The following is a 23,690-nucleotide window of genomic DNA, read 5'->3' as shown; positions in this document are numbered from 1 at the left end:
CGCCCTATCGACTTGACTGAGTTTTTGCGCGAGTTTCCGGAGGCCGAACCCGCAGGAGAATTGCGGCCCGGCAGCGGTATCTCGGCGTAGATCACGCGGCTGCAATCGCACGTTGCTCTCGTACGCTGAACGCTGCCATTTCTGGCACGTTCGCGCGTACGAGCGCGGCAGCCATCGGCGGGCTGACGCTGTTGCCGCACATGCGAACCTGCGCGTGCTTGGCCAAGCGCTTGCCGTTGAATACCGGGGCGATCACATAGTTGGCCGGGAATCCCTGCGCCGCGTACAGCTCGTGCGGCTCGAGCATGCGCATGCCGATGTCGGCGATCTGGTATTGCTCGCCGGCGACGGTGACAAGGCCGAGCCGATCCTTGGTCGGGATGGTGTGCATCGGATCGCGGCAATCCTGATCCTGACCGCCCTCGCTGTAATACTTCACCAGGAACGCGCGCACCTCACCGATGTGATTGCCTTGGGCTGAGATCGTCGGCACGGGCTCGCCGGTCGCACTGCCCGTGCATTCGCCGCGCAATTTGACCATGTGCGACGACACCAGCGCATGGTGATCGGATGTCGTGATCGTGCTGGCCGGTTCATGCAGACCAACGCCGGCGCCGTCATAGTGCCCGCCGTAGTGCTTGGCGAGGAACGCGGAGACGAGGGCGTGTTTCGCGCCGCCGGCGACGACCGTGCCTAGCGGCTTGTCGAGACCAGGCGCGCGGGGTGCTTGGCCGAGACGTTCGCCGTAGCCTGTCTGCACCAGCGTGGCGGAAGCGAGCGCGAAATGGCCGCCCTTGACCTCGGCACATTGCGTGCGGAGCGGTTCGTCTGCCGGCCACGATCGTTGCGTTGACGCATTGGCGCATTCGGTCAACACCGGCACGACGAGGCCGAGCGCGTGCGCGGCACCGGCCGGGTTCTCCTTCGGGCCGGCGGTGATGGTGGGTACCGGTTCGCGCAGATCCGAACCCGTCGAGCCGGTTCGAAACTTCGTCAGATGGGGCGCGACGATTCCATAGCCGTGCTTGGCTGTGATCGTCTGCAACGGCTCATCCAGCGGTTGACCACGGAAGTAGTCGTAGCCGTGGTTCACCTTCACGATGAACGGATTGGCGGCATCGATGACGTAGCGGCGAATCCCGCGCGCAATGCGGCGCATCGTGGCTATTGCGAGTTCCTTCTTGCGCTCGAAGATCGAAGGGCAGGGGATCGACCAGTCGATGCACTCGGCTGCGGTGCGCCACGGCTTGCGTTCTCCGGCGACCACGGCAACGCAGCCAGGGGCACCATGGGTCGGTTCCGGCCACACGATCGGCTTGCCGTCGCAACGCGCAATCAAGAAAAGCCGTTTGCGGATCGTCGGCGCGCCGTAGTCACACGCGCGCAGCTCGCGGTGCTCGACCGAATAGCCCATCGCTTCCAACTGGCGCACGAATGACCGGAACGTGTCGCCCTTACGCTTCGGGCATGGCGACCCATCGTCCAGCACTGGGCCCCACGTCCGGAATTCCTCGACGTTCTCGAGCATGATGACGCGCGGCCGGACCAACGCAGCCCAACGCATCGTCACCCAAGCCAGCCCCCGAATCTTCTTGTCGCGCGGCTTGCCGCCCTTGGCCTTGCTGAAGTGCTTGCAGTCCGGCGAGAACCAGGCGAGGCCCACGGGTCGCCCTTGGGTCAGCGCGAGCGGATCGACGTCCCATACAGATTCGCAGTGGTGCTCGGTCTGCGGGTGGTTCATCGCGTGCATTGCGACGGCTTCGGGATCATGGTTGATCGCGTGGTCGACGTGGCGCCCGAGCGCCAGTTCAATGCCGCAACTCGCACCACCTCCGCCGGCGAAGTTATCTATGATCAACTCGTCGGAAATGTCGAGAATGAACTGATCTCTGATCATGCTAGGATTCCTTCCCAAAGCGCTGAGGTGGGACATGAATAATCGAATGTACGGGCTGGCTACCGCAATTCTTGCCATGGCGCTCGCGATACTGGTCTCGGCGTTGATCGCTTGGCTGGCCTCTCTTCTTCCGATAAAGAGCGAAGTGCTCGCGAGCTGGGTTCAGGCCATCGGATCGATTCTGGCGATTATTGGCGCAGTCATCGTTGGTGAACGGCAAGCATCCGGATTGAGAATGCAGGCGGCGATGACGCGCCAGGAGGAGATGCGCCGCCGCCAGAATTGCTATTTGGCGATCGCCAAGGTTGGACTCGATGCCGCGAATGCGATCGCGACATCTGTGGCTGGCGAACGGGTGAATCAGCTTTTGCTGGTTTTGACGGTTACGCGACATCAACTGCCTGATGCAATTGACGGTTTGCGCGCTATTCCTATTCATGAGGTCGGATCTGCGGAAGCCATTACTGCGATCGCTGGCCTGCGGCAGACACTGATTTGGCTTCAAGCTGAGGTAGAAAAGGTGTGGACGATGCCAAGCCTGGACGCTTTGATCCAAGCCGACAGGCAGGGCGTGAGCGAAATGAACTGCGCCAGCGCGAGGGGCCTCATTGCTTCGGCGAATAGGCATTACGAGGCGATGGTGGCCGCGCTCGACCGCGATATTTGAGACGTGATTTGTACGAGAGGTGCCCATCACGCCCCCTTAGGACCATCGACGCGCTTGAACCCGCCCACCCACACCCACGGGTTTTCGCTCCACGAGCCGATGCCGTAGATGCTCTCCCACAGGTCGCGATACATCGCGCGGGGCAGCGTGTCGTCGTCCAGCGCTGCGAACATGACGCCGTCGGCGCTGCCGTTCAGGCCGATGCCTTCGGCAATGCAATCATCGTCGCTGATGCTGTTCAAACGCTCGATACGAACGTCCGTCACGTCGAGCAATGTTCGTGCCGCTGAGCGCGGCATGTGGAGCGACGGGCGCCACTCGCGACGGATGCCATCCCGTGACCGTTCAAGATCCGGACCGAGGGGATCGTTGAGATAGTCGGCGCGGTAGAAGACCCGGCACTGGTCGTCATACGGACCGAAAGGGTGGTTGCTGTGCTGCCATGTCTCCCGGACCCATAGCCTGTCGCCAGCGAAGCCGAAAGGGCTCAAGCCGTTCTCGGGCAGCGCGACGTATTCCGGCGTGAAGTTGTCCGGCTGGAGCAATTTCAGCGCGAAGCCTTTCACCAAGCGCCGAGTCTGCCTTTTCGAGCCGTCGAGCACTGCGTTGACCATATGGCCGTTGAAGAGGATAGGGCGCTCTTTCACGATTTCCGCTCCTCCTCGATCTTCACCCACAGCGACTTGCAGTCGACGGCGATGCGTACGTCGGTGATCCTGTGGCCCCAGCGCCAGCCGCGCTTAAGCTCCCACAGCCTGCCGCCACCTTCGCCAACGCTCTCCCATCCAGCACGCAGCATGTCGCGCTCTTCCTTACGATAGGCCAGCAAGTGGCGTGTGTAGTCGGTCACGATCACGATTTCCGCTCCTCCGCTGCCTGAGAGGCGGCGCACATTGCCTCGTAACGCTCGTCGCCGTAGGCTTCATGCACGAAGGTCGCTGGATATGCCCCGCGAGTTCCTTCCTCCACTTCGTTGAACCAGCAGCGGTACCCGGCAAGCCGAGTAGGCGTCGTCTTGACCCACGTATGACGCGGCATGCCAAGAGGCCAGTCGTACCCCTCTGCTCGCGCCGCGCGCATGAACTCGTGCACGTCGTGGTGTCCCTTGCTCATCAGGCTGTAGGTATCGTCGCTTCTAGTGTCTTGAATAATTAGCGGGTAGGTCTTCACTCTTCATCCCCTTGGCTCGCCTGATTGGCGGCACGAATGGACTCGACGAATGGAACGTACTTGGCCATATCCGCCCACGCTTCAGCGTCAACGGCATGTTCGCCATGTTCTGGCGTCCACGGGATGACGACGGCGCGCGTTTCGGGGTAGTTGCTCGGGTCTCGGCCCTGTGCTGCGATCTCCGCGCGGCGCTTTGCTATGTGAGCGGTCCAGTACTCATTGAACGCGGCGGCAACCGCGGCGGCTTCTTCCTTCGACGGGGCGTCGTATACATCGTCCGGCCCCTCGATGTGCAATACCCACTTATCAGCCATGATTCACTCCCCCTTGCGGGCCTGATTGGCGGCAATGGCGGCGTCGATGGCTTCGCGCGGCGTGTTGAAGTAGCGAGAATCGCCGGACAGGATGTGGTAGTTCTCGTCGTGATCCTGTGTCCACACTTGGCACTGGTAGATCGATCCGTCACGACCCTCCCACTGGACCCATGCTTGTTTCTTGATGAGGAAGTCCAATCGCACCGACTCCTCCCCGCCATCCGCCAACTCAGACGCGCGGTTTTGCCAGTGCGCTAGTGCTTCACGCAGTCGGTCGGTTTCGCTCGTCAGGAATGCGATGTGCTTCGCGGCCTCCCCGCCATCCGCAGACAGCGCGGCGCTGGCGTATTCGAGCGCGGCAAGCCATGCGATGCGGGCGATGCCGGTTTGACCGTCTCGGCATGTCCCATCCGCGTGCAAGGAAATGTCCAGATCCTCGGCTTTGGCGTGAGCGAAGAACGCCTCCCGCTCATCCCCGCCCACCTGCGCGGGAGACGTGAGGGCGGCGCGCCACGCATCCCAAGCTGTTTCAGCATCGCGGTCGTTCGCGGAAATGGGCCTTCCAGTGCCCCGGGTGAACCAATGCACGAAACGTTCCCGCTGATCTCCACCCACCTTCGCGGGAGACGTGAGGGCGGTCGACGTAGGCTGACTGGCGAACGCCATCACACGCTGCAAATCGACGGCGCGGGAAATTTCTTTCCCGTAGGCGGTCAGCACCCACATACCGCCACGCTTGTGCGCCTTCCAGCTTCCGTAGTCCCACCACTCACAGTCGCCGGAACCGTGACGCGTCCAAACTGCGTTCGCAGGAACCGGTTGAGGCATCTGCGCAGGCTGCTGGGTGTGTTCGACTGGCTCGCCGAGGAGAATCGTCGATCCCTCGCTGGGCTCTTCGGCAAGCCAGCAATAGACGCCAGCGCCGCTGTGGCACGTTTCGTCGCCGTATTGCAATGCGGCCTCGCCGTCGAGCTGATCCTTATCCGTATTGCGGTCGGGAGCGATGAGGTCGAGTGCTTCCAGAAGCTGCCAGCCGGTCAAGTACAGCGGGGCTGGTTTCGCGCGCTCGCCGCCATTCACGGGCGCGGCGTAGAGGTCAAATGACTTTCCGGGGTTATGATCCAGCATGTCCTCGAACGCCTTCGAAAGCGTCAGGATAGGCTCGCCAACTTCGCGGGCTGGACCGGATTCGATCACCTTCACGCTGCCGACCGGCTCAGAGGCATTCACGGGCGCGGCGTCAAGATTGATGATGCGTTCGCCATCGCACTTGTCACACACCCAAATTGCTTCTGCGGTCCAGTCGCCCTTGTGATTCCAGTAAGGCGCGTACGCAACGCCGTCCTCGCAACCGCACTTTGGGCACGCCACCGGCTCTTGCCCTGCGCTCTGTGCGGCAACCATATTGCGCACGTCCGCAACATGGTCGACCATATCCGCCGGTTGACGGAAATGGTCTGCGCTCTGTGCGGCTGGCGTGGGGGCAGCGAGTGCGTCAATGAGTCCCTGAGCGATAAAGGTCAGGTCGTTAGCCAGCAGCCCCTTTGCCTCCATCCACGCAGGCCCACCTGAACGGCGCTGTAACTCGGTAATCCGCCCTACGGCTTCGCGGCACGCATCAAACGTCACGGTCTTGTTGTCAGGCATTTTCAGCGTCTCCACCACTGAAGGCGGCGCAGGATCGGTATTCAGCCCTTCGGGGCGGGGGGCGTAGGGGCTCATGGCGGCGCTCACTTGATCTCGATGTCGGGCACGATGACTGACGGCTTAAAGATGACGCGGTAGTGGTAGACGCTGGCCTTGGCCGGTTCGAGTTGTTCGATGAAGTAGGTGACGTTGTCGGAGAGACCAAGGAAGTGCTTCTTGTACTCGCTCGGCCCGACCTTGCAGACGATGGCGAGCTTCGTCGATGTGCTGTCGTTGTCTCGTGAGCAGAGACCTTCGATGGTCAGCATGTACTCGCCAGTGATGCCGTTGTAGAAGACGATGCGGCGGTTGATCTCGAAATTGTCGGCGGCCTTGGAGAGGTTCTTCGAGGCGACAGATGCATCGTTGCAACCGGACAAGGTGATCGCGAGTAGCGCTGCGCAGAGGACGGAAAGAAGTTTCTTCATGCCTTGCTCCTGTAGGTTTTTGTGAGGTTGGCGCTGACTGCATGGCCGCGCCGTCTAACGACGTTGGCGAGGGCCGCACGATCGTTGTGACTGTGAGTGGCCTGCCGAAGCAAGCCAAAGTAGCTATTGGCGGTTTGGTGAACGTCCTCCGGGGCTGCCTCTGCCACGCGCTGAAGTGCCGCAGTCATCGTTCGCGGCCGCGTCGTTCGGCGCCACGGCTTGATGAGGTGACCAACGAAATCGATGCCTCGTGAAACCGGCTGGAGGATGGTCTTGCTCGGATTCAGGCGCAGATCCAGACCGGACAGCTTGTTCTCGATGCTCTCTCGCGCCCTGTTGAGCCAAGCAGCATCCTCGTGAAGCAGCACAAAGTCATCGACATAGCGGATGTAGTGCGGCGCTCGAATCCGGTGCTTGACGCGTTGGTCGAGGTCATCAAGCAGCACGTTGGCAAAGAACTGACTCGACAGATTTCCGATCGGCAGCCCGTGCGTAGCCAGAGCGTTGAACAGGCTCTTGTGCGCGGGCACGCGAGCCAGTTCGCGTTGGCTTCCACGCACCTCGACATCGAGGCGCGGGTCGTGCGTCAAGATTGTCTCGGCCAGAGCCATCCACCACGGCTCAAAGACACGGCGACGCAATTGCTCGAGCAACACCGTCTTGTTGATGCTGACGAAGAAGTTCGCCAAGTCACATTTCAGGTAATTCGACGGCCGGCTCCAGTTCCGGGTGCTGCTGCGCACCTGGTGCTCTAGACGCCGTGCTGCGTACAACGTGCCTCGTCCGGGAATGCAAGCGCACGAATCGGCGACGAACCTTGCGTGGAAGCGTGGTGCGATGTGGTTGTAGAGGAGGTGATGGACGACGCGATCGCGAAAGCCTGCCGCCCACACCTCGCGCGGCTTTGGCCGCGTGATAACGAAACAGATGGACCGACCTGGGCGATACTCGCCGCTTGCCAGTTCCTCGTGCAAATCGAACAGATTCCGCTCCACATGCTCCTCGAAAGCCTGTGCACTGGCGCTGGTGCGTTTGTTGCGGCGGCAATCGAGGTACGCCTGTACGAGCGGGGCGAACAAGTTGGATTCTGCGGACGGCAACGGCCAGGCCCTCGTAGCTCTTGTGGTTGTTGTTCGTGTTGCCGTTGTTGAGGTTGCAATTCCAAGCGTAGGCAGCGTGCCTGTCGCGCTATGTAAGCTGACACCCCGAAGGTTTTCGCCGATCAGGGCGGAAGCTGCACCGGACTCGGCCCGCACTGAGGCGGCGGTTTCCGTTGTGTGCTTGTCGGTGGGCTTGTGACCCAGCGGCGCGACCAGATTCCGGCGCGCGGGCATGAGAGCCTTAACTGTCATGCTGCAGGCGCCTTGTTCGCGGACTTGAGCCACCCACCAGCCTGCTTGCCAATGCTGCCCAACAACTCGATAGACTCGGCCCACAGCTTTGGCGAGAGATATCGAGCATCGTGCCCGACGTGTAGCAACACCGTGACGGTGCGCTGTACGGTCAGTAGCCTTTCGATGTACTCGGCGCGTGCTTCACGTTTCGAGGCGTTTGCGAGTGCCATCAGGTCGAGCATGTCCACGCAATGTTGGGTAATCTTCTCGCCCAAAATGCGCTTCATGCTGCGTGGCATGTGCTCTTGCACCTTCAAGGCAAGCGACAACAGTTGAACGCCTTTGCGGTGAATGGGCAGTGATGAGTGCAGGGCCATTTGGCGGGGCTCAGTTCGAAAGGATTAAAGGACTAAATCAGAATCTGCGGACGGCAACGGCCAGGCCCTCGTAGCTCTTGAGGGTGCCGTACGCGTAGCCGTAGCTGAGGTAGCAATGCCAAGCGTAGGCAGCGTTCTGTTCGTACGCGTCATCGGTCCAGAACCAGCCTTCTTTGGGTAGGTGCGGCCTGCAGTTCGCGAGCAACAGGCGAGCTTCGGCGCGTGTCGGTCGGCTATAGCCGAGGTTCTTCGCGAATTCAGCAGAGCCTTCCCACGAGTGCGCTGCCTCGGGGGATACGGCGACAAGGGCCAGACGGTGCTTTAGCGTGCCGTCCTCGTTGAGAACTTCGCCGGCGTAGTGCTCGCCGGGGCGCAATTCGACGACGGCGGCGGGGATTTCAATTCGCGTTGTCTTCGGCGTGGCGACCGCTGCGAGTAGTGATGCGGTCAGTTTTGCCAACTCGGTTTGCTTGGCGTAGACGGCTTCCAGCGTGACTTGGGTCATTGCTTGTGGCTCCGGTGCGGTGCGTTGAAAGGATTGAAGGATTAAGCCGTGAGGGGAATCAAGCGGACGGCAACGGCCAGGCCCTCGTAGCTCTTGCGGTTGTCGTTCGTGCTGCCGTCGTCGAGGTGGCAACCCCAAGCGTAGGCAGCGTCATCCTCGTCGCCGGTGTCATCGCTGAGTAGATCCGCCGTGTAATACCAGCCGCCCTCGGCGAGTTCTTCCTTCGTCGCGCTCAAGCGCAAAAGGTGGAACGCCGAGCGCGTAGGCAGTTCACCGCCGGCCTCACGGGCCCAATCGACGCATGCCTGCCAGTTACGTTGCTCGGTCGCCTTATTCGGCAGCAGGATGACGGCGCAATGAGTGCCATCCTTTCGGGTTGTCACGCCGCGGAACGTACCGCCGGCCAGATCAGCGCGCAGCGGAGGCAGAGACGTGAGGGAAAGGGTTTCGGGGATCGCGGCAGCGGCGGCGTGATCGGTCATTTGTTGCTCCTCAAGGTGAATTTGGCGTTTGGGTGGCAGCCGATAGCCGGAAGAAAAGACGGGCCCTGTGTGAGCGGCCCAAAGTACAGGGGAAGTTATGCAGGGTGCTGCTCGCCGGTTGGCTGCTTGACGTACTCGCGCCAGGGAATCCAGCCACGAGGCGTATGGAAGCCCCAGTTGCGCTGCCACGGCCCCATGATGAAAAGGGACCATGCTTCCTTGCCTTCGGGGATTTCGAGACGATGCCGGTCAGTTGCGCGGCGGAATACGATCGCACCGGGGCCTCGCCACACGCGTCGGTATCCGCGAAGTAGGGACGTTTCGGGCTGAGAGTCGAGCCGCGCCGGCTGACTTTGCTCGGTAGGCATGATTTCCCAGTACCCGCCGCGCAGGACGATCGAGACATTCCACCAAGGGTGGTCGTGCAGATCGCGACCGGCATCGCTGCGGATCGTGCGATGAACTCGCGCGCCCCAACTGGTGTCGCGTCGGCCGTCCTCGGCAGCGGTGGCATCGTGACCGCGCGGCTTTTTGAGCCACCACCGGTCCATGTAACCCGTGAGATCGAAGTAGGGCGCGCGCTGGGCGCGCCGGACGATGGCGTCAACAATGAATGCCGGAAGGGGGATTCGCACGGATACTCTCCTTTAGATCCATGGCCGCCTCGACTGATCGCCTCACGATCGTCGCGCGGGTCTGGGAGCAGCCCAGGTATTTGCGGATTTCGGTGACGGTCGGTCGCAGTTCGCCGGCGGCGACTGCCTCAAGGACTCGGCCCACTTCCGTTGGCACCGTCATGGGTTCTGGCGAGGTGGTCGCGGCTTGCATCTTGTCGTGACTCGGCGGCGTGACTGGCGTTACTGGCACGACCGTTACCCCGTTACTCCCTTGGTGGGCGGGTGTTTCGGCCGCATCGGTCACGACGGCAGGGCGGAGCGCGAGCAACCACGCAAAGCACGCAACTGCCTCCAGTACCAGCGCGAAAGCGAGTCCGGCGAGCAGGTCGGCGCGACTGGCTGACCATCCGATGGCGGCCGACGGCCCGGTAACCGGATCAGCCTGAGCGGCGTCGCGGGCTGCCACTGCGCGGTCTTGCTGCGACCGGTGCCGAGCGGCTTCGGCCTGCTCTACGCCGATCGCGTCCAGCTTGGCAGCCAGTGCCGTGCGTTCCGCCATAAGGCTGAGGCAGGGCTCGGCGCACCGTCTGGCGTTAGCACGGGCCAGTCGCGCTACCGCGTCCGCCCGGTCACGTGCAATCGCGGTCAAGTCGCGCCCCTGCGGAGTTACGACCGGCACCGCTGCCGCGCGTAGTTCGCCGGCATGCCGCGCGGAGGTTAGGAAGAACACGGCATGCCCGTAGCAGGTGGCCGCGATGCACCCGAACCAAATCACGGCGCCAGCCGCCCGGACGGGCCGGGCATGCGGTCGGCATAGGGCGGGCAGCAGATGCGCAGCTATGACCAGGACAACCCCGACAGCAACCCACAGTGCCCGCTCGGCGGGCAGGCCGCCACGTTGCATTCCCGACAGAACTGAAAGGCATACGGCCGTGATCGTCGCGGCGAGGGCGAGCATGGCCGCCAAGGTGCGTGTCGACACGACCGTCAGCCGAGCAACGGCCGATCGTCCGGCCGTTCGCCGCCGACGGCCTCGATCAGATCAGTGATCAGGCGAGACAGTTCGCCGGCCATCAGCACAAAGTCCGCGTCGAACTTTTCAGCTTCGCCTTCGGCCGTCGGGTCGGCAGCGTCCTTGATGATGTCGAGCGGCGTCACGCGCTTGATCACGAACGCGTCGGTCAGCACGAACGAGATGCGGTCATTCCACGTCATCGCGAGGCGCGTGGAGCGCTTGCCCGATTGGATGTGGCGGCGGATATCGTCACCGTCGAGCGGAAGGCGCACGTAGCGCACAGCGGCCTTCTCATCGGAGTTCGAGCGCAACTCGACGTCTTGGTCGACAGTGAATCCCGCCGGTGCGTCATTGCCTGCGAGCCACGACGTCATGACGGCAACCGGCGCTTCGTTCAGTTGCACCTGCGCGATGCCGATATCGATCGTTTTCAGCAGCAGGGCGATGACGTCGTGTGCCTTCGCGGTGGCCGCCGCGTCGATCACGAGCCAGCGATTCACCGGGTCAATCCAGAGGCGTGTGTCACGCCGAATATCGAACGCTTTCGGCAGCAACTCGTCGGTGGCCTGTTCCCTGAGTTCACGCATCTGCTTGCGCCCTGGCTTGAAGCCTTGCTGTTCTTCAAGTGCTGCTGCCCTGGCGCGTGTTACCTGATTGATGACCGAGGCCGGCAGCAGCTTTTTCTCTGCTCGTAGGGTCATCAGTATCTGGCGATTCACGATGTGGGCGATTTCGCCGTCTTCGCGTGGCGAGGCCCAACCGGCCGTGTGCATCTCCATCGAAGTTGGCTTTCGGAAAGCCTGCTTGCCGAGGCGTTCAATAAGGCTCGCAGGGCTGAGAGTCCAATCGGAGATTCGGTAAATCTGGAGGTTGCGGAACCACATGGGCAGTTTCCTTGCGTTGGCGTGGAGTGGGCGGCGCTCACTCGTCGCTTTGAGTGATGGTCTTGATGTAGAAAGCGAGCGCGGCGATCAGGATGGGTGCATGCTTTTCGAGGGCGTCCCGGCATGCCTGCTTGGCTTCGAACTCCTCGCGGACACGCGGTGATCCGGGACGGGGAGGAAGCCGCGACGGCTGGTGATTCATGAGCGGGCGCAGAGCCTTCCAAGCGCGCTGCGCTGCCGCCCGTTTTGCGGCAGTCGTCATACACCGGCTTTCCACCTCACGTGGAGGCAGGCGATGAGGAGAACGCCCCAGATCGTCCAGGCGGCCGTCTGATGAGTGCGAATCCACTTGTCGGCGCCGTTGACGGTCCAAATCAGGATGCGATCGAACATGGGCGGCTCACTTACGTGCGTCGCGGTACCCGGAGCGATACGCGAGCGCGGTGGAGCGGCAGGGGCGGCCGAGCATGGCATCGTGCCAGCCAGTCTGGTACTGACGAATCTCAGTTGCGAACATGCTGTCCTCCTCAGTTGAATCGAATGGTTGCGGCCTTGGTCAGGAAGCTTGAGCAGACAGCGCCGGAGACCAATACGCCGGTAGGGCCCCTGGCGGTGAATGCGGTCGAATAGTCATCGTTATCGCCGCAGCCGTAGAAGCTGTAGCCGTCGATGTGCACGTCCGTGTATCCGGCGCCCACAAGAGCCCGTCGCGCCGTATCGGAATCGGTGCAGGCAGAGAGAAGGGCGAGCAAAGCCGCGAGTGCGACGAGCCTCATGGGGAAACCTCGAAATAGGGAAGGGAAGCCCCGGCAGAACACCGGGGCGATGCGGCTTCAACCATGTCCGCCATGGGCCTGTGAGCGGTCAGGCTCGCTCTGCTGCGGTGAGGGTGACCGGTGCTGTACTGCGTCCGGCATTGCACGAACTTCAAGAGGCGGGACTTGAACCCGCAACGCTTTCGCCGCGTCGTGCGCGCAGCCGCCGTTGATTCGGCGACGGGTCTCCGATTCTCCTATCCACTTTCGCGGGCCGGGACCGGGGTATTCCAATTCCCCCACTCGTGCACATCAGCCTGCGCATTCACCCTCAAGAGAGCAGACCCGAGATCCTGATCAGATCGGGGGAAGAGGGATACGGGCTATTTAACGTCGCCGCGCCGACGCGGGTCTGCTCTCTTGAAGGTGGCCGCCGAAGCGGGCGATGGCAGCTAGTCGAGTCCGGTTTCACGCGGTGCCTTGCGTACCATGTCGGCCATGCGCTCGAACGCCTGCGCAAGCCGCTCGCGGCGTTTCACCGATTTGGGGAGCCAGAACGTCACGGCGCTTCGGTCGTCGTCAAGGGGCGGATGGTGCAGCTTGTCGCTCGAATGCAGAATGAACTGCACCGCGCTGTAAGTGATGCCGGTGTTGCTCGGCTTCTCCACCAAAACAACCTCGTCAGTCAGTTCCTGGCTATAGACGTTGATTCGCATCGTCAAACCTCCTCGTGTATATGGCGCGGCTCTCGGAAGAAAGCCGCCTCATGTACAGCTCACGCAGTGCCCCGGCTACACCCGGCCAAGCCGGCTCCGGGGTCTCCTGCGTTTTGTGCCGATTACCTCGCCATCGACACGATGAGTGGGCGCCGCGATGAACTGCGGAAGCCAGTCGGGCCAGCCGACCAACCATTTCCGCGTTTCCAACCGACTCATCCACGCGTGTGGGAGATGTGTGCGCATGGCGGCGCTATGGCCGCGTGACACCTTTTATCCGTCGAATTTTTAGAGAGCACCCGAGAGGTCGGGCGGGCAACAAGTCGCTGCGTTGAATCGATAGTAGCAAACGCTACTCGTAAGCGCAAGTAGCATTTGCTACTCATTGATGGGGTGATTCGCGGGCAACAAAAAAACCCGCCGAAGCGGGTTTGCGTGATGCATGGAAGCAGTGGCTCTTGAGACTATCTGGATTGCGCGATGAACTCCTGGCAATTTACGATCGCGATGGCCGCTTGTTCACGGAGCACTTTGTTTTCATATCCCGAGATTCGGGCGACCTTATCGTCTCTGGCTATTGCCTGCCGAGCTGAGGCAATTGTGCGCTTGCATGACTCGACTGATCGGCGCCGCTGTTCGGCGGCGAAGGCGGGTGACGCCCTGTAGGCCTCCTCCGCTTTTCGCTTATCTTCGGCGGCTGCCGCTTCTCGAGCTTTGTTAGCGGCTGCGGCTTGTGCTGCGGCAATGCGCTGGTCCATCAATGCCACAAATTTACTTACATCTTGAGAATCGGGTGCGGCAAATCCAATCCCATCGGAAGCTACCGAATCCCAAAATACCTTGTCATATTGATCCGTTTGCGTCATACCCACGCCGGCAAAGCCAGTTTTATAAATGCGGGCTTCCGCTTCATAGTACGGGTTATTCTGAGGGCTCATTTTCTGGCTTAGCAGCAAGAACCCCCTCACCGCAGGCGTATCGCTCTGGTCGAAAAATGAGTAGTCCATCTTCCTCATGGAGAGGGCCCCCGTTCCCAAATTCTCTGGTTTCGCTTCTTCGGCGGTCCGAATGCATTTGATACCCAAGAGGTGGTCGCAGGCCGCGTCGACGCTTGCAGGTGCAGCCAACAGCGCAAAAGGGCCAGAATCTGCTTGGGCGGACTGGATCAGAGCGAAAAGGGTTAACCCCAGTGCGGCCATATTGAATTTCGCAGCCATTGTGTGCCTCTTATTACTTCAGCATGTTCTCTCGGCGCTCGATACAAACGCCGATGATATGCAGGTGATCACGTTCGCTATGAAGCGTGGGGTAGTCCTCATTCAGCGGAACTAGCTCAAAGACATCGTTCCCTCTTTCGTCCATCCCCCGGGGCCGATATTTTTTGAATGTCGCTTCTTCGCTCGTGTTTTTCGCGACCACAAATTGACCTGGTTTAGGACTCAACTCTGGATCGATGATCGCGAGATCACCCTCGTAGAACCGTGGCTCCATCGAGTTGCCTCGAATTCGAAGCGCGAACGTTCGTGAAGAGCAGGGAATCGATACCTCAACAATTTCGAAGCCTCCCCCCAACGAAAATGGGTCGACGATTTCGACCATCAGACCAGCCTGCACATAGCTGATGACAGGAACTCGGCGACCACTCGACTTCACAATTTCGACGTTCTGAAAGCCGGCAGTCTCAGGGACCGCCGAGCGGTTCTGAGAGAACCACCCTTTCATCCCCGGGAGTGCCTCGACCGCGTTGACTGTCTTCTCGCGAATCGGACGCGATCCGCCGAGCAACTGGCGAATGAACGCCCCGTCTTTATAGCCCAAGCGGCGCCCAAACTCGGTCCTGTTGCCATCGGCAACCTTTTCAATCGCATCTTCGAGCCGCTTGATGCGCCAGCGTTGGGTTTCAAGTTCGTTCATTGAACTGATAGTAGCGGATGCTACAGTAGCTTTTGCTTCTTGCGTCGAGTAGCAAATGCTACTAATATGGGTAGCCATGAACCTAGACACTTACCTCTCTCGGCCCGGGGCACCAACCGTCGCTCAATTTCGTGAGCGCATGTGTTCGCTGGGCTACCACGTTAAGAGTGATGCCCAGATCCGGCAGTGGCGTCATGGGTACGGGGGCCGAAAGCCTGATCACGAAAACAGCGTGGGCATCGAGAAGGCGAGTAATGGTGAGGTATCTCGGCGAACGTTCTATCCGGACGACTGGCACCTGATCTGGCCCGAGCTTCTCGGGGACAAACCGCGCCACCGACCGAGCGCCGACGCTGCAAGAGACAGCGCGGGCGCAAAACTTGAGTGTGTTGGGGGCGGCGCTTCTGGAGATGGCGAATGAGCCTTACCAAATGGATCGTGTCTCTGTTTTGGAAAGGCAACAGCGCGACGGTGACGCAGTTGCCTGCGCAGCGTGTCAACGAGTGGCAGAGCGACATGCTGGCGGCGGTCGCTAATGCCACCGGAAGTGATTGGGAAGAGATCGTTAGCCAGCGTCGCGCGGAACTGCGCGCCATCCGAAAATTCTCTCGACGGCAGCGTCGAAGCCATGCAAGTAGGCGTCGGATTGGCTCCCTGAATACAAGGTTTTGGCGCTCGTATCGTTGAGTCGGTTTTCGAGTTCGGTCATTACTTGGCCGTGGTTCGGAAGTGATTGCACAACGACCTTCAGCGCTATGAATAGGGCATCGGATCGGGCCCGCAAAAAGTCCGCTTCGGACTCTGATTTTTGGACAGCGTTCTTGAAGTCCTGTTCGTTCATGAGCACTCCTAGATTGAGTGAACTGGTTGTGTGGAAACACCATTCTCGCATGACGGTGAGTGCTCATTCTTTGTACTCAGTTGGTGGTGGTTGACGAAAAAATTTTCGCCGGTAGCCAACCGGTAATTCAACCGGTAATCCGATGAAATGTCCCTATGAGGGAGCAATGCATGCAACAACAAGAAAACCTTGAAACCTGCGCTGGCCATGGACTTGGCCGGATCGAACTCGATTTTTCCCGCCCGGCAAAGACGTTCGTCCCTACCGCTGCACTTGAGGCATGCGAGAGCTATCGCGACGCCGTGCGCTTGGCGTGGGAGTCGCGGGCGAATCAGGGCATGACGCAGCGTTTCCTCGGCGTTGCCTGCGCGCTTTACGCACCGCACGTCTCCGATTACCTGGCGAAGGACGCCGTCGATTCGAAAGGCAACCGCCGCCGTGACTTGCCTGCCGAGAAGATCGACGAGTTCGAGCGCGTGGTTGGCAATCGTGCTGTGTCGCAATACCTGATGCGCAAAGCGATGCTGACGATCATGGAAGAGGTGATCGCGGCGAGGGCTGCATGACCTATGCAGAAGCGCTCAGCAGAGCAAGGGAAGCCGCACGGCGTGCAGCGGAAATAGCCGGGACGAACGACATGGTGGCATTGCAGAAGGCGCTGGTGGATCAGGTATTGGGCGATCCCGAGCTTGAAGCGGCGTTTGCGATCACCGGTTACGTCCTCGGCCAGTCGGAAACCAACACCAAACATTGATTCCCGCCCATGGACATTTTCGTTTCGAAAGACGCCATCGCTGCGCAGGCCCGCGAGGCCGCCATCCACAAACAGGCCGGCCGCTCGCCGGATCCCCAGAACCCTTATCCCTGTGACTCGAAGGCTCACGAGTTGTGGCAAGAACGCTACGCCTCGGAACTGGCGCGCATCAACGGTGATTTTGCCGGCGCGCGCCGCCTGATGGCGTCAATTCCGGTCAGCGTCCGTCTCCCCATCCCGTATGAGGCTCAATCATGACTGATCTGCTTTTTCTCGCTGGCGAACCGGCGATGTCGAGCCGGGAAATCGCAGATCTGGTTGAGTCGCGTCATGACAATGTCAAGGTGACGATCGAGCGCTTGGTTGCGCGCGGAGTGATTGCTTCTCCTGCGACGCAGGAAAAGGCCACGGCCGGGCGCCCGGTGACCGAGTACCTGATCGGCAAGCGCGACAGCTTCGTGATCGTCGCCCAGTTGTCGCCGGAGTTCTGTGCGCGCTTAGTCGACCGGTGGCAGGAACTCGAAGCGCGCGCCGCCGCTCCGCAGGTGCCGCGAACCTTCGTGGAAGCGCTGCGCCTGGCCGCCAATCAGGCAGAGCTTCTCGAGCAACAGCGCCCGGCTGTCGAATTCGCCCAGGCTGTGCGCAACACCGCTGATGCCGTGAGCGTCGGGGATTTTGCACGCGCGCTCGGCTACGGCCAGAACACGTTTTTTCGCATGCTGCGCTCAGACCATCTGCTGATGGAGGGGAATCTGCCCTACCAGACATACATCGACCGGGGCTATTTCCGCGTGATTGAGAGCGTCTGGCGTGATTCTGCCCAAGAGGTGCATCCGACGTTCAAAACGCTCATCACGGGCAAGGGGCAGGTCTTCCTGCAGCGCAGGTACGGCAAGGAGACAGCAGTCGCATGAGCACCATCATCATGTCCCAATGCTGGCCGCTCGAAGGCATGAGCATCGCTCAGAAGGCAGTCCTGATCTCGCTGGCCGACAACGCGAATGACCAGGGCGTGTGCTGGCCGTCGATCGCAACGATCGCTCGCCGGGTCTGTGCGTCGGATCGCGCGGTCCAGAACGCAATCAAGTGGCTCGAGAGCGCGAAGGTCGTTGCCGCCAATCGTGCGAACGGCCGTCACACGAGCTACACGCTAACCCCCGCAGCGTATTCACCCCCGAAGGAAATGCACCCCGAAGGAAATGCACCGGCGAAGCAGATTCACCCCACCCCCGCAGGAGATTCGGGGGACCCCCGCACGGGATTCGGGGGACCCCCGAACGAGGTGCCGACTAACCGTAAAGAACCATCAGTTAACCGTAAGGGAACCGTCATAGGCGACGGCGATGCCGCCGCTGGTGTTTCGTCCGCCGATTCGGCTGAGGACGATGGCAAGCCTCTCACGATCAAGGACCTCGTGGATGAGGGCATTCCCCGCCAGATCGCCAAAGACTGGATGGCTGTGCGCAAGGGCAAAAAGCAAACGGCGCTCACGCCGACAGCATGGGCCGCTGTGAAGCGCGAGGCGGATAAGGCAGGCATTACGGTAACCGCTGCCGTGACGCACGCTGTTGAGGCTGGCTGGGCAGGGTTCAAGGCGAAGTGGCTGGCAAACGAAGGTGCCGCCGCCGCTGCAAGCGGGACCGGCGCGGGCCTGAACAAGCAGGAACAGCTTGAGCAACGCAACCGGGCAGTTGCTGAGCGACTGGCCGCAGCGACTGGAGGGATGTGATGACGCAAAACGACAAGGTTCGGTTCTTCGGTCTGATCGCCGACGTGTACGCGTTTTACAAGAGCGACTTCTCCGATTTCGTCGGGCTTGTGTGGTGGCAGGCCATGCAGCAGTTCGACTTGGCGGCCGTCGAGTCGGCGATGGGGCGCCACGCTGCAAATCCCGATTCGGGGCAGTTCCTTCCGAAGCCTGCGGACGTAGTGAAGATGCTCCAAGGCTCGACGCAGGACTCCGCGCTGCTGGCTTGGCATAAGGTCGACAAGGCCGTGCGTGAGGTGGGCACCTATGTCTCGGTGGCGTTCGATGACGCGCTGATTCACCGCGTTGTGTTCGAAATGGGCGGTTGGGTCTCACTCGGGACGAAAGACGAATCGGAATGGCCGTTCCTGAAGAACGAGTTCGTGAACCGGTATCGCGGTTATCGCGGGCGAAGCCAAGTGCCGGAGTACCCGCCGCTGCTGATTGGTATCGCTGAGACCACGAACACGCGGGCGGGATTGCAGTCGCAGGGGCCAGTTCTGATCGGCAACGCTGACGCGGCCCGCGCGATTGTGGCTGGTGGCAGCGATACGCCGCTGGTGGGATACACGCGGGTAACCGGCGCCGACATGCCACAGCTTGCGCACCCGAGCGAACCTTTGAGGCTGATTGCGTGACTCAAGGCGATTGCTGGCGGCGCTTCGAGGAAGCGGCAAGGGCGGCGCTCGCAGGGCACGGCAATGTGGCTCGGGCCTATCTCGCGGCAGTGCGGCGTCGCTGCGGAGAGGCGGTAGCGGATCGGCAGGAAAAGGAATTGAGGGCATACATCGAACACGTACGGAGGAAGGGCAAGTGAGCCGGAAGGGCCTGACGTTTCCCGAGAGCGCCGTGAGCAATGGCCTAGTTGGCACTGCGCGGATTCGCGAACAGGTTGGCGCCACCGCTGCTGCGCTGGCGTCACCAGTTTCCGTGCCGCTGGCTTACCCGATCCTCGGCATGGTCGAAGAGAAGCGCTCGAAGTACAGCAACAAAAAGTGCGAAGTTGATGGAATCAAGTTCGATAGCCGGGCGGAGGCGCGCCGATGGTCACAACTGCTGGTCATGCAGCAGCAAGGAGAGATTTGCGCGCTGGAGCGGCAGGTGGTCTACGTGCTGGCCCCTGGAGTTGTGGTCAATGGACGGAAAGCCCCTCCACTCCGTTACGTCGCTGACTTTGTGTATGAGCGTGGCGATGAAACCGTGATTGAAGACGTGAAGGGGGTGATCACGGCGGAATACCGGATCAAGCGTCACCTGATGGCATTGAAGGGTTTGAGCATCGTGGAGATCAAATGAAGCACGACATTCTTGAGTGCATGGATCGAGGTGTCTGGTACTGCGTAGAAACGCTGTCCTCACTCACGGGGTATGCACAGCGCGGGACTCGTGAGACCTGCTTGCTGCTGGTCGGCGAGGGTTTGCTGGATATGGAGACTCTCAACGAGAAACGCAGATTCCGCCTGGCGATGACGAAACGTGCGGCACGGCGGCCGGACTACACCTGTGTGCCGACGAAGGCAACGGGGCCGTACAGGCCCTGCTGGACGCCCATGAATACATATGACCGGTACGCGCGTTCCCATCAGCAACTCTGCGAGGAGATTCGATGAACCCGAGGGCAATTGAGGATATCAGGGCTGGCTTTGAAAAGATGAAGCATGCATTCCTTGCCGCTTTCGCCGTCGAGGCTGACGCACAAGCCGACGAATCGGATTCAGTGAATCGCCCTTCGCATTACACCCAGCACCCGAGCGGTGTCGAGTGCATCACGATCACCGAGCATATGGGGTTCAACCTCGGCAACGCCGTCAAATACATCTGGCGCGCAGATCTCAAGAACGATGCGATTGAGGACCTGAAAAAGGCCGATTGGTATATCCGGCGCGAGATTGAGAGGCGGGAGCGTTCGGAATGATGCAGCGGAAGAAGCCGATGGCCCGCGCAGGGTTCAAGCGGAAGGCCGCGTTGACCCTCAGCCCATTCAGCGGCAGGGCGGTGTTGAAGGGCTCGACGTTCGCTCGCAAGCGAACGAAGGCCAGGGTTGGAACGGACAAGAAAATGCTTGCTGCGTGCCGTGGTGAGCATTGCTATCTGGCCGTGCCGGATGTGTGCCTCTCGACAACTGAGACCGTTGTGCCATGTCATTCGAACGAGCAGCAGCACGGCAAGGGCATTGGCATCAAGGCACATGACAAATTCACGGTGCCGGGCTGTATGGCTTGTCACGCTTGGCTCGACCAAGGCCCCGCGCATCGAGATACGAAATTCTCGGTATGGCGCGAGGCTTATAGGGTGTGGGAGCCAATCCGCGACGCCAAGCTCGCGGTATAGGCCAAGAGGCGACGATTCTTATAGACTTAGAAGGGCGAGAGATGACGAGAGATCAATCTGACCAGATCGAGCAATTGCTACGGAGTTGGTATCGCTGGCAGATCCGCCAGTCGCACGCGGAAACGCTTTCGCATTTCTACCGGCCCACTGATATGACCTGCCGTGGGTATGTCACCCCGGAGGGCGATGACGATGCTGGCGATGCCTGCCAGTGGGCTGACGACCGGGAGTCTGAGCAGGTGCAGTTGTGCATTGACCAGCTTCCCATTGAGCAGCGTGCAGCGATCTCGGTCAGCATGCGAAACAAGGAGTGCGGTGCGAGCGTTTGGCGCAGTGTTCGATCGGTGACTCCGCACCACGACTATCAGGCAGCCAAGACGGCACTTCTACCAATGCTGGAGCGGCGCGGAGTTATGAAAACAGAACTCATCGCATAAAGGCCTTGCGCGGGCAAAAAAGTTGGTCTAATATTCTTCGCAAGCCAAGCTCGTCCAGAGAAAATGAAAAGCCCGCCATTCAGCGGGCTTTTTGCGTTTTTAGGCCACGATTAACTCGAGTCGTTTATCTAGTGCAGCAAGAGCTTCCTCGATGCGATCGATCTTCGTCGCATGTGAGAGCGTGACGATACGGTTGACCTCTTGCTTCGTTGTATCGAGCCGACGTGCTAGTTCGGTCGGCCCAACGTTCTGCCTAAGCATTTCATTGAGTAGTAACACCTTGGCCGAAACGCTTGCCGGAAGCGATACCAGATGTTCGCCCTTACGCGCCGCAGACGGCGGCGGAACCTCGCGTTTGTCATCAAAGTAAAAATCCATCGCGGCCAGTAGTGCATCGGCCGCCATCGCGGCGGCTTCTTCCTCGGTGTCCCCCTGTGTGATTGCCTCGGGGATGTCGCGGAACGTGACGACAAAGCCTCCAGCTTCATGGTCGGGTTCGAACTTGGCAGGATATTTCATAGCAGTTCCTCAGTTTCGTGTGCGGTGAGCAGGCGCGAGGAAAGCCCCTTTCGGGGCGATCCTCATTTTAGGTTCAGTTGCCGTTTGATCGCTTGGACTGTTCCTTTCTTCAGTTCAGTAGCGTGTCTCGGGACCACCGATTGCTTGCCGTTCAGGTAGACCTTCAAGTGGTTGCCGCCATCCTTGAAAGTCGCTCCTTGTTCAGCAAGCCACCGGACGAACTCTTTCTGCTTCACCGCACCTCCGTTGTTTGTTTCGATGGATTTATAGTAAACAAAAATGCTTACCATGGCAAGATGTTTGGTAAATATTTTTGCTTACTTTTGGGTTGTCTCCTCGCCGCTCGGAAAGAGCGGCATTGCCCGCAGCCGTTTCTGGTGCGGGCTTTTAATTTTCTGAGTCCACATGGCGCGCCCATCAAAGAACATCGACGCCGACGCCGACGCCTTGCTCGGCGAGATCGCATTTGTGCGCTCTGCCATTTGGCATAACGGGAATCGTCGCGTCGCCGCCCTTATATCTGCCGCAACCACTGACACTGCGCTGCTGCCTGAGGGAGCGATCGCGCTGGTATCCGTAACTGCATTCCCGCCGGGTGCGCCTTCGCGCATCCTCATCGATGTCCCGCTTTATGCGCGAGCGCCCGCCGAAGGCGTGTTCCCGGCCGCTTGGCTGAAACGTGGGTGAGACCGCAATGCTCAGTCTGAATGTGCGCGCGGATGTCAGAGGCATCACGGCCGACCTGTCAAGGTATCTGGGTGAAGAGAAGAAGGCCGTCGTCCGAGCGCTGAACAAGACAGCGAATCAGGCAAGAACCGAGGCCTCGAAAGAGGTTCGATCCGTCGGCTACAACATCAAGGCGAGCGCGATAAAGAAATCGTTTGCCATAAAGCGCGCCTCTGCCGGCAACTTGGTTGTCACACTCAAGGCGACTGGGCGGCCGATCGGCTTGATCAACTACGGCGCGCGCCAAGGTGGCGGCGGTGTGAGCGTGCAGGTCAAGTCGGGTCGTAAGGTCTTGAAACACGCGTTCATTGCGAGTATGCCCAACGGGCACCGAGGCGTGTTCGAGCGGACTGGCAAGGGGCACAAGAAGGTGGTGCGCAACGGCAAGGTCATGCGATCGGGCTTGCCGATCAAAGAGCTATTCGGGCCGTCGATTCCGCAGTCGCTCGCAAATGATGCCGTCGAGAAAGCCGTCATGGCGAAGATCCGGCAGAAGTTCCCGCAGATTCTCAGGCACGAACTGGCCTTCGCGGCCAGCCGCCGACGTTGAACCGACCAACAATTATTCCGAGGTGCAAAACTGGGCACCTTTCTCTTTACGCGATGGCGCAGATCAAGTTGACGGGGAAGTACGCGGTTGGGCCGCATGCCTACGCGATAGTTGATGACGACATGCTCGACTATCTATCGCAATGGCGATGGAAGGCGAAACCCAACGGCAGCAGAAACAACGTCTATGCCGTTCGAAACGTGCGTGTTGGTGGCCGGTGCGTGACATTGCGTATGCATCGGGTTGTGGCGGGACTGGATGCGTCGAATCCGCTTGATGTGGATCATGACAATCACAACTCACTAGATAACCGTCGTGCAAACCTCATTCCGTCGACGCGGAGCCGAAACATCGCGAACGCCCGGCGAGTCGTCCAGTGTGGAATGTGTTGTCGGTGCGGGGTCGAGTGCGTGCGGACTGTTAGTGCATGCGTGAAAGGTGGCCCCATGACCTGCTCTACATGCCGACCGGCTAGGCGCCAGACATCCCGGTCAGCGGTCAAAAATGTCACGGGTCCTTATCCCGGAGACGTGTGGGGCGGGAGCGAAGACTCGCGAATTTCGACCAGCGCTGAGTTTTGAAATTTGGGTAACAGGTAACAGATCCATACATGAATCAAAGCGAGTTCGCGTCACTCCACGGGGTCAGTCGAAAGACGGTCACGAAGTGGAAGGAGCGCGGCTGGCTTGTGTTTGCGGGCGATGACATCGACGTCGACCAGTCGAACGCCCTTCTGAAAAGATATCGCCGTGACGGGATTCCGGCTGTTACCCAAACTGTTACCCAAGCCCCAAAGGGTAACAAACGAAAGACTGTTACCCAGGCGGCCGCCGAGGTAACACTTGAAGCCGGCGAGAGTGCCGGCGACGCGGCGAATCGGATCCTCTCAGGCAACGTTGAGCTACTCAACTTTGATGAGGCGCGCTGCTTCAAGGAAAACTATCTCGGGTTGATGGCTCAGCTCGAGTACGAACGAAAGTCTGGCTCTCTCGTCGAGCTGGATACCGCAACAGCAATCCTCTTC

37 protein-coding genes are annotated in these 23,690 nt (G+C 60.4%); 15 read left to right on the top strand and 22 right to left on the bottom strand.

Annotated elements, in window-relative coordinates; genetic code table 11:
* Positions 1-91 precede the first annotated feature (91 nt).
* A complete protein-coding gene (locus C266_RS14535) occupies positions 92-1,897 on the bottom strand; it encodes a DNA cytosine methyltransferase (RefSeq protein WP_010806007.1) in 1,806 nt (601 codons plus the stop codon).
* A gap of 34 nt (positions 1,898-1,931) precedes the next feature.
* Here C266_RS14535 and C266_RS14530 point away from each other — a divergent pair, with 34 nt between their 5' ends.
* The gene (locus C266_RS14530; protein WP_144265837.1) at positions 1,932-2,564 is read left to right on the top strand and encodes a hypothetical protein; all 633 of its coding nucleotides are present in this window, start codon (positions 1,932-1,934) and stop codon (positions 2,562-2,564) included.
* 26 nt (positions 2,565-2,590) lie between these two features.
* Here the strand turns inward: C266_RS14530 and C266_RS14525 are convergent, their stop codons facing one another.
* The 19 genes from C266_RS14525 to C266_RS14430 all read right to left on the bottom strand — a co-directional run bounded on the left by C266_RS14525 (position 2,591) and on the right by C266_RS14430 (position 15,602).
* Entirely contained in the window at positions 2,591-3,211 is a 621-nt protein-coding gene (locus C266_RS14525; protein ID WP_010806005.1) for a hypothetical protein, read from the bottom strand.
* A complete protein-coding gene (locus tag C266_RS14520; RefSeq protein ID WP_010806004.1) occupies positions 3,208-3,420 on the bottom strand; it encodes a hypothetical protein in 213 nt (70 codons plus the stop codon). The genes C266_RS14525 and C266_RS14520 overlap by 4 nt, the downstream gene beginning before the upstream one ends.
* On the bottom strand, positions 3,417-3,734 hold the full coding sequence (locus C266_RS14515) for a hypothetical protein (protein WP_010806003.1): 318 nt from the start codon (positions 3,732-3,734) through the stop codon (positions 3,417-3,419). Before C266_RS14515 ends, C266_RS14520 begins: the two co-directional genes overlap by 4 nt.
* On the bottom strand, positions 3,731-4,048 hold the full coding sequence (locus tag C266_RS14510; protein ID WP_010806002.1) for a hypothetical protein: 318 nt from the start codon (positions 4,046-4,048) through the stop codon (positions 3,731-3,733). The genes C266_RS14515 and C266_RS14510 overlap by 4 nt, the downstream gene beginning before the upstream one ends.
* 3 nt (positions 4,049-4,051) lie before the next feature.
* Positions 4,052-5,782, bottom strand: a complete 1,731-nt coding sequence (locus C266_RS28105) for a hypothetical protein (RefSeq protein ID WP_246831194.1) — start codon at positions 5,780-5,782, stop codon at positions 4,052-4,054.
* A complete protein-coding gene (locus C266_RS14500) occupies positions 5,779-6,162 on the bottom strand; it encodes a hypothetical protein (protein WP_010806000.1) in 384 nt (127 codons plus the stop codon). The genes C266_RS28105 and C266_RS14500 overlap by 4 nt, the downstream gene beginning before the upstream one ends.
* On the bottom strand, positions 6,159-7,514 hold the full coding sequence (locus C266_RS14495) for an RNA-directed DNA polymerase (RefSeq protein WP_081636296.1): 1,356 nt from the start codon (positions 7,512-7,514) through the stop codon (positions 6,159-6,161). Before C266_RS14495 ends, C266_RS14500 begins: the two co-directional genes overlap by 4 nt.
* Positions 7,511-7,783, bottom strand: a complete 273-nt coding sequence (locus C266_RS14490; RefSeq protein WP_144265836.1) for a four helix bundle protein — start codon at positions 7,781-7,783, stop codon at positions 7,511-7,513. The genes C266_RS14495 and C266_RS14490 overlap by 4 nt, the downstream gene beginning before the upstream one ends.
* 127 nt (positions 7,784-7,910) lie before the next feature.
* The gene (locus C266_RS14485; RefSeq protein ID WP_010805997.1) at positions 7,911-8,378 is read right to left on the bottom strand and encodes a DUF1566 domain-containing protein; all 468 of its coding nucleotides are present in this window, start codon (positions 8,376-8,378) and stop codon (positions 7,911-7,913) included.
* Positions 8,379-8,419: 41 nt separating this feature from the next.
* Positions 8,420-8,860, bottom strand: coding sequence for a hypothetical protein (locus C266_RS26280; RefSeq protein WP_010805996.1), 441 nt, complete (start codon positions 8,858-8,860; stop codon positions 8,420-8,422).
* Between the two features lie 95 nt (positions 8,861-8,955).
* Positions 8,956-9,495 carry a hypothetical protein gene (locus tag C266_RS14475; RefSeq protein WP_010805995.1) on the bottom strand — a complete coding sequence of 180 codons (540 nt, stop codon included), beginning with the start codon at positions 9,493-9,495 and terminating at the stop codon, positions 8,956-8,958.
* Positions 9,464-10,036: a hypothetical protein gene (locus C266_RS14470; protein WP_210400016.1), complete on the bottom strand. Its 573-nt coding sequence runs from the start codon at positions 10,034-10,036 to the stop codon at positions 9,464-9,466. The genes C266_RS14475 and C266_RS14470 overlap by 32 nt, the downstream gene beginning before the upstream one ends.
* 428 nt (positions 10,037-10,464) lie before the next feature.
* On the bottom strand, positions 10,465-11,376 hold the full coding sequence (locus C266_RS14465; RefSeq protein ID WP_010805993.1) for a recombination-associated protein RdgC: 912 nt from the start codon (positions 11,374-11,376) through the stop codon (positions 10,465-10,467).
* Between the two features lie 37 nt (positions 11,377-11,413).
* Positions 11,414-11,638, bottom strand: coding sequence for a hypothetical protein (locus tag C266_RS14460; protein ID WP_010805992.1), 225 nt, complete (start codon positions 11,636-11,638; stop codon positions 11,414-11,416).
* Positions 11,639-11,903: 265 nt separating this feature from the next.
* On the bottom strand, positions 11,904-12,152 hold the full coding sequence (locus tag C266_RS14455; RefSeq protein ID WP_010805991.1) for a hypothetical protein: 249 nt from the start codon (positions 12,150-12,152) through the stop codon (positions 11,904-11,906).
* A 431-nt stretch (positions 12,153-12,583) separates the two neighbouring features.
* Positions 12,584-12,847, bottom strand: coding sequence for a hypothetical protein (locus tag C266_RS14450; RefSeq protein ID WP_010805990.1), 264 nt, complete (start codon positions 12,845-12,847; stop codon positions 12,584-12,586).
* Between the two features lie 464 nt (positions 12,848-13,311).
* Positions 13,312-14,064 (bottom strand): hypothetical protein, encoded by a 753-nt coding sequence (locus tag C266_RS14445; protein ID WP_010805989.1) that lies wholly within the window; start codon positions 14,062-14,064, stop codon positions 13,312-13,314.
* Positions 14,065-14,077: 13 nt separating this feature from the next.
* A complete protein-coding gene (locus C266_RS14440) occupies positions 14,078-14,761 on the bottom strand; it encodes a LexA family transcriptional regulator (protein WP_010805988.1) in 684 nt (227 codons plus the stop codon).
* Between the two features lie 565 nt (positions 14,762-15,326).
* Positions 15,327-15,602, bottom strand: a complete 276-nt coding sequence (locus C266_RS14430; RefSeq protein ID WP_010805987.1) for a hypothetical protein — start codon at positions 15,600-15,602, stop codon at positions 15,327-15,329.
* 170 nt (positions 15,603-15,772) lie between these two features.
* On the opposite strand from C266_RS14430, the gene C266_RS14425 reads away from it, so the two are divergent.
* From C266_RS14425 to C266_RS26270, 11 genes are all read left to right on the top strand, one after another.
* Positions 15,773-16,168 carry a hypothetical protein gene (locus tag C266_RS14425; RefSeq protein ID WP_010805986.1) on the top strand — a complete coding sequence of 132 codons (396 nt, stop codon included), beginning with the start codon at positions 15,773-15,775 and terminating at the stop codon, positions 16,166-16,168.
* Complete coding sequence (locus C266_RS27480; RefSeq protein ID WP_144265835.1) at positions 16,165-16,356, top strand: hypothetical protein; 192 nt, start codon at positions 16,165-16,167, stop codon at positions 16,354-16,356. Before C266_RS14425 ends, C266_RS27480 begins: the two co-directional genes overlap by 4 nt.
* A 9-nt stretch (positions 16,357-16,365) precedes the next feature.
* Positions 16,366-16,614, top strand: a complete 249-nt coding sequence (locus C266_RS14420) for a hypothetical protein (RefSeq protein WP_010805985.1) — start codon at positions 16,366-16,368, stop codon at positions 16,612-16,614.
* Positions 16,611-17,270, top strand: coding sequence for a phage antirepressor KilAC domain-containing protein (locus tag C266_RS14415; protein ID WP_010805984.1), 660 nt, complete (start codon positions 16,611-16,613; stop codon positions 17,268-17,270). The genes C266_RS14420 and C266_RS14415 overlap by 4 nt, the downstream gene beginning before the upstream one ends.
* A complete protein-coding gene (locus C266_RS26275) occupies positions 17,267-18,085 on the top strand; it encodes a helix-turn-helix domain-containing protein (protein ID WP_010805983.1) in 819 nt (272 codons plus the stop codon). The genes C266_RS14415 and C266_RS26275 overlap by 4 nt, the downstream gene beginning before the upstream one ends.
* Positions 18,085-18,741 carry a DUF6475 domain-containing protein gene (locus tag C266_RS14405; protein WP_010805982.1) on the top strand — a complete coding sequence of 219 codons (657 nt, stop codon included), beginning with the start codon at positions 18,085-18,087 and terminating at the stop codon, positions 18,739-18,741. Before C266_RS26275 ends, C266_RS14405 begins: the two co-directional genes overlap by 1 nt.
* Positions 18,742-18,952: 211 nt before the next feature.
* Positions 18,953-19,399 carry a DUF1064 domain-containing protein gene (locus tag C266_RS14400; protein ID WP_246831193.1) on the top strand — a complete coding sequence of 149 codons (447 nt, stop codon included), beginning with the start codon at positions 18,953-18,955 and terminating at the stop codon, positions 19,397-19,399.
* Positions 19,396-19,713: a hypothetical protein gene (locus tag C266_RS14395; RefSeq protein WP_010805980.1), complete on the top strand. Its 318-nt coding sequence runs from the start codon at positions 19,396-19,398 to the stop codon at positions 19,711-19,713. Before C266_RS14400 ends, C266_RS14395 begins: the two co-directional genes overlap by 4 nt.
* Complete coding sequence (locus tag C266_RS14390) at positions 19,710-20,018, top strand: DUF3310 domain-containing protein (RefSeq protein ID WP_010805979.1); 309 nt, start codon at positions 19,710-19,712, stop codon at positions 20,016-20,018. The genes C266_RS14395 and C266_RS14390 overlap by 4 nt, the downstream gene beginning before the upstream one ends.
* Positions 20,018-20,434 (top strand): nuclease domain-containing protein, encoded by a 417-nt coding sequence (locus tag C266_RS14385; protein WP_036663132.1) that lies wholly within the window; start codon positions 20,018-20,020, stop codon positions 20,432-20,434. Before C266_RS14390 ends, C266_RS14385 begins: the two co-directional genes overlap by 1 nt.
* Before the next feature lie 41 nt (positions 20,435-20,475).
* Positions 20,476-20,871 carry a hypothetical protein gene (locus C266_RS26270; RefSeq protein WP_010805977.1) on the top strand — a complete coding sequence of 132 codons (396 nt, stop codon included), beginning with the start codon at positions 20,476-20,478 and terminating at the stop codon, positions 20,869-20,871.
* Between the two features lie 99 nt (positions 20,872-20,970).
* Here C266_RS26270 and C266_RS14375 read toward each other — a convergent pair whose 3' ends face one another.
* Together C266_RS14375 and C266_RS14370 are read right to left on the bottom strand one after the other, a co-directional pair.
* Positions 20,971-21,390: a type II toxin-antitoxin system HicB family antitoxin gene (locus tag C266_RS14375; protein ID WP_010805976.1), complete on the bottom strand. Its 420-nt coding sequence runs from the start codon at positions 21,388-21,390 to the stop codon at positions 20,971-20,973.
* 62 nt (positions 21,391-21,452) lie between these two features.
* Positions 21,453-21,680, bottom strand: a complete 228-nt coding sequence (locus C266_RS14370) for a type II toxin-antitoxin system HicA family toxin (RefSeq protein WP_010805975.1) — start codon at positions 21,678-21,680, stop codon at positions 21,453-21,455.
* A gap of 115 nt (positions 21,681-21,795) precedes the next feature.
* On the opposite strand from C266_RS14370, the gene C266_RS14365 reads away from it, so the two are divergent.
* From C266_RS14365 to C266_RS14355, 3 genes are all read left to right on the top strand, one after another.
* The gene (locus C266_RS14365; protein ID WP_010805974.1) at positions 21,796-22,077 is read left to right on the top strand and encodes a hypothetical protein; all 282 of its coding nucleotides are present in this window, start codon (positions 21,796-21,798) and stop codon (positions 22,075-22,077) included.
* A gap of 7 nt (positions 22,078-22,084) precedes the next feature.
* Complete coding sequence (locus C266_RS14360; RefSeq protein WP_010805973.1) at positions 22,085-22,666, top strand: phage tail protein; 582 nt, start codon at positions 22,085-22,087, stop codon at positions 22,664-22,666.
* A 610-nt stretch (positions 22,667-23,276) separates the two neighbouring features.
* Positions 23,277-23,690, top strand: a 414-nt coding sequence (locus tag C266_RS14355; RefSeq protein WP_010805972.1) for a hypothetical protein, incomplete at its 3' end; no start/stop codon positions are given.

Source organism: Pandoraea sp. SD6-2, from assembly GCF_000389825.1.
Taxonomy (GTDB): domain Bacteria; phylum Pseudomonadota; class Gammaproteobacteria; order Burkholderiales; family Burkholderiaceae; genus Pandoraea; species Pandoraea communis.
Note: the sequence above shows the minus strand (reverse complement) of the source record. Positions and strands in the feature narration are given on the sequence as shown.

What these genes read in the sequence shown, in the direction of transcription:
- C266_RS14535 (WP_010806007.1), bottom strand. Translation starts at nt 1,897, where the DNA reads ATGATCAGAGATCAGTTCATTCTCGACATTTCCGACGAGTTGATCATA.
- C266_RS14530 (WP_144265837.1), top strand. Translation starts at nt 1,932, where the DNA reads ATGAATAATCGAATGTACGGGCTGGCTACCGCAATTCTTGCCATGGCG.
- C266_RS14510 (WP_010806002.1), bottom strand. Translation starts at nt 4,048, where the DNA reads ATGGCTGATAAGTGGGTATTGCACATCGAGGGGCCGGACGATGTATAC.
- C266_RS14500 (WP_010806000.1), bottom strand. Translation starts at nt 6,162, where the DNA reads ATGAAGAAACTTCTTTCCGTCCTCTGCGCAGCGCTACTCGCGATCACC.
- C266_RS14495 (WP_081636296.1), bottom strand. Translation starts at nt 7,514, where the DNA reads ATGACAGTTAAGGCTCTCATGCCCGCGCGCCGGAATCTGGTCGCGCCG.
- C266_RS14490 (WP_144265836.1), bottom strand. Translation starts at nt 7,783, where the DNA reads ATGAAGCGCATTTTGGGCGAGAAGATTACCCAACATTGCGTGGACATG.
- C266_RS14485 (WP_010805997.1), bottom strand. Translation starts at nt 8,378, where the DNA reads ATGACCCAAGTCACGCTGGAAGCCGTCTACGCCAAGCAAACCGAGTTG.
- C266_RS26280 (WP_010805996.1), bottom strand. Translation starts at nt 8,860, where the DNA reads ATGACCGATCACGCCGCCGCTGCCGCGATCCCCGAAACCCTTTCCCTC.
- C266_RS14470 (WP_210400016.1), bottom strand. Translation starts at nt 10,036, where the DNA reads ATGGCGGAACGCACGGCACTGGCTGCCAAGCTGGACGCGATCGGCGTA.
- C266_RS14465 (WP_010805993.1), bottom strand. Translation starts at nt 11,376, where the DNA reads ATGTGGTTCCGCAACCTCCAGATTTACCGAATCTCCGATTGGACTCTC.
- C266_RS14460 (WP_010805992.1), bottom strand. Translation starts at nt 11,638, where the DNA reads ATGACGACTGCCGCAAAACGGGCGGCAGCGCAGCGCGCTTGGAAGGCT.
- C266_RS14455 (WP_010805991.1), bottom strand. Translation starts at nt 12,152, where the DNA reads ATGAGGCTCGTCGCACTCGCGGCTTTGCTCGCCCTTCTCTCTGCCTGC.
- C266_RS14450 (WP_010805990.1), bottom strand. Translation starts at nt 12,847, where the DNA reads ATGCGAATCAACGTCTATAGCCAGGAACTGACTGACGAGGTTGTTTTG.
- C266_RS14445 (WP_010805989.1), bottom strand. Translation starts at nt 14,064, where the DNA reads ATGGCTGCGAAATTCAATATGGCCGCACTGGGGTTAACCCTTTTCGCT.
- C266_RS14440 (WP_010805988.1), bottom strand. Translation starts at nt 14,761, where the DNA reads ATGAACGAACTTGAAACCCAACGCTGGCGCATCAAGCGGCTCGAAGAT.
- C266_RS14430 (WP_010805987.1), bottom strand. Translation starts at nt 15,602, where the DNA reads ATGAACGAACAGGACTTCAAGAACGCTGTCCAAAAATCAGAGTCCGAA.
- C266_RS14425 (WP_010805986.1), top strand. Translation starts at nt 15,773, where the DNA reads ATGCAACAACAAGAAAACCTTGAAACCTGCGCTGGCCATGGACTTGGC.
- C266_RS27480 (WP_144265835.1), top strand. Translation starts at nt 16,165, where the DNA reads ATGACCTATGCAGAAGCGCTCAGCAGAGCAAGGGAAGCCGCACGGCGT.
- C266_RS14420 (WP_010805985.1), top strand. Translation starts at nt 16,366, where the DNA reads ATGGACATTTTCGTTTCGAAAGACGCCATCGCTGCGCAGGCCCGCGAG.
- C266_RS14415 (WP_010805984.1), top strand. Translation starts at nt 16,611, where the DNA reads ATGACTGATCTGCTTTTTCTCGCTGGCGAACCGGCGATGTCGAGCCGG.
- C266_RS26275 (WP_010805983.1), top strand. Translation starts at nt 17,267, where the DNA reads ATGAGCACCATCATCATGTCCCAATGCTGGCCGCTCGAAGGCATGAGC.
- C266_RS14405 (WP_010805982.1), top strand. Translation starts at nt 18,085, where the DNA reads ATGACGCAAAACGACAAGGTTCGGTTCTTCGGTCTGATCGCCGACGTG.
- C266_RS14395 (WP_010805980.1), top strand. Translation starts at nt 19,396, where the DNA reads ATGAAGCACGACATTCTTGAGTGCATGGATCGAGGTGTCTGGTACTGC.
- C266_RS14390 (WP_010805979.1), top strand. Translation starts at nt 19,710, where the DNA reads ATGAACCCGAGGGCAATTGAGGATATCAGGGCTGGCTTTGAAAAGATG.
- C266_RS14385 (WP_036663132.1), top strand. Translation starts at nt 20,018, where the DNA reads ATGCAGCGGAAGAAGCCGATGGCCCGCGCAGGGTTCAAGCGGAAGGCC.
- C266_RS26270 (WP_010805977.1), top strand. Translation starts at nt 20,476, where the DNA reads ATGACGAGAGATCAATCTGACCAGATCGAGCAATTGCTACGGAGTTGG.
- C266_RS14375 (WP_010805976.1), bottom strand. Translation starts at nt 21,390, where the DNA reads ATGAAATATCCTGCCAAGTTCGAACCCGACCATGAAGCTGGAGGCTTT.
- C266_RS14370 (WP_010805975.1), bottom strand. Translation starts at nt 21,680, where the DNA reads ATGGTAAGCATTTTTGTTTACTATAAATCCATCGAAACAAACAACGGA.
- C266_RS14365 (WP_010805974.1), top strand. Translation starts at nt 21,796, where the DNA reads ATGGCGCGCCCATCAAAGAACATCGACGCCGACGCCGACGCCTTGCTC.
- C266_RS14360 (WP_010805973.1), top strand. Translation starts at nt 22,085, where the DNA reads ATGCTCAGTCTGAATGTGCGCGCGGATGTCAGAGGCATCACGGCCGAC.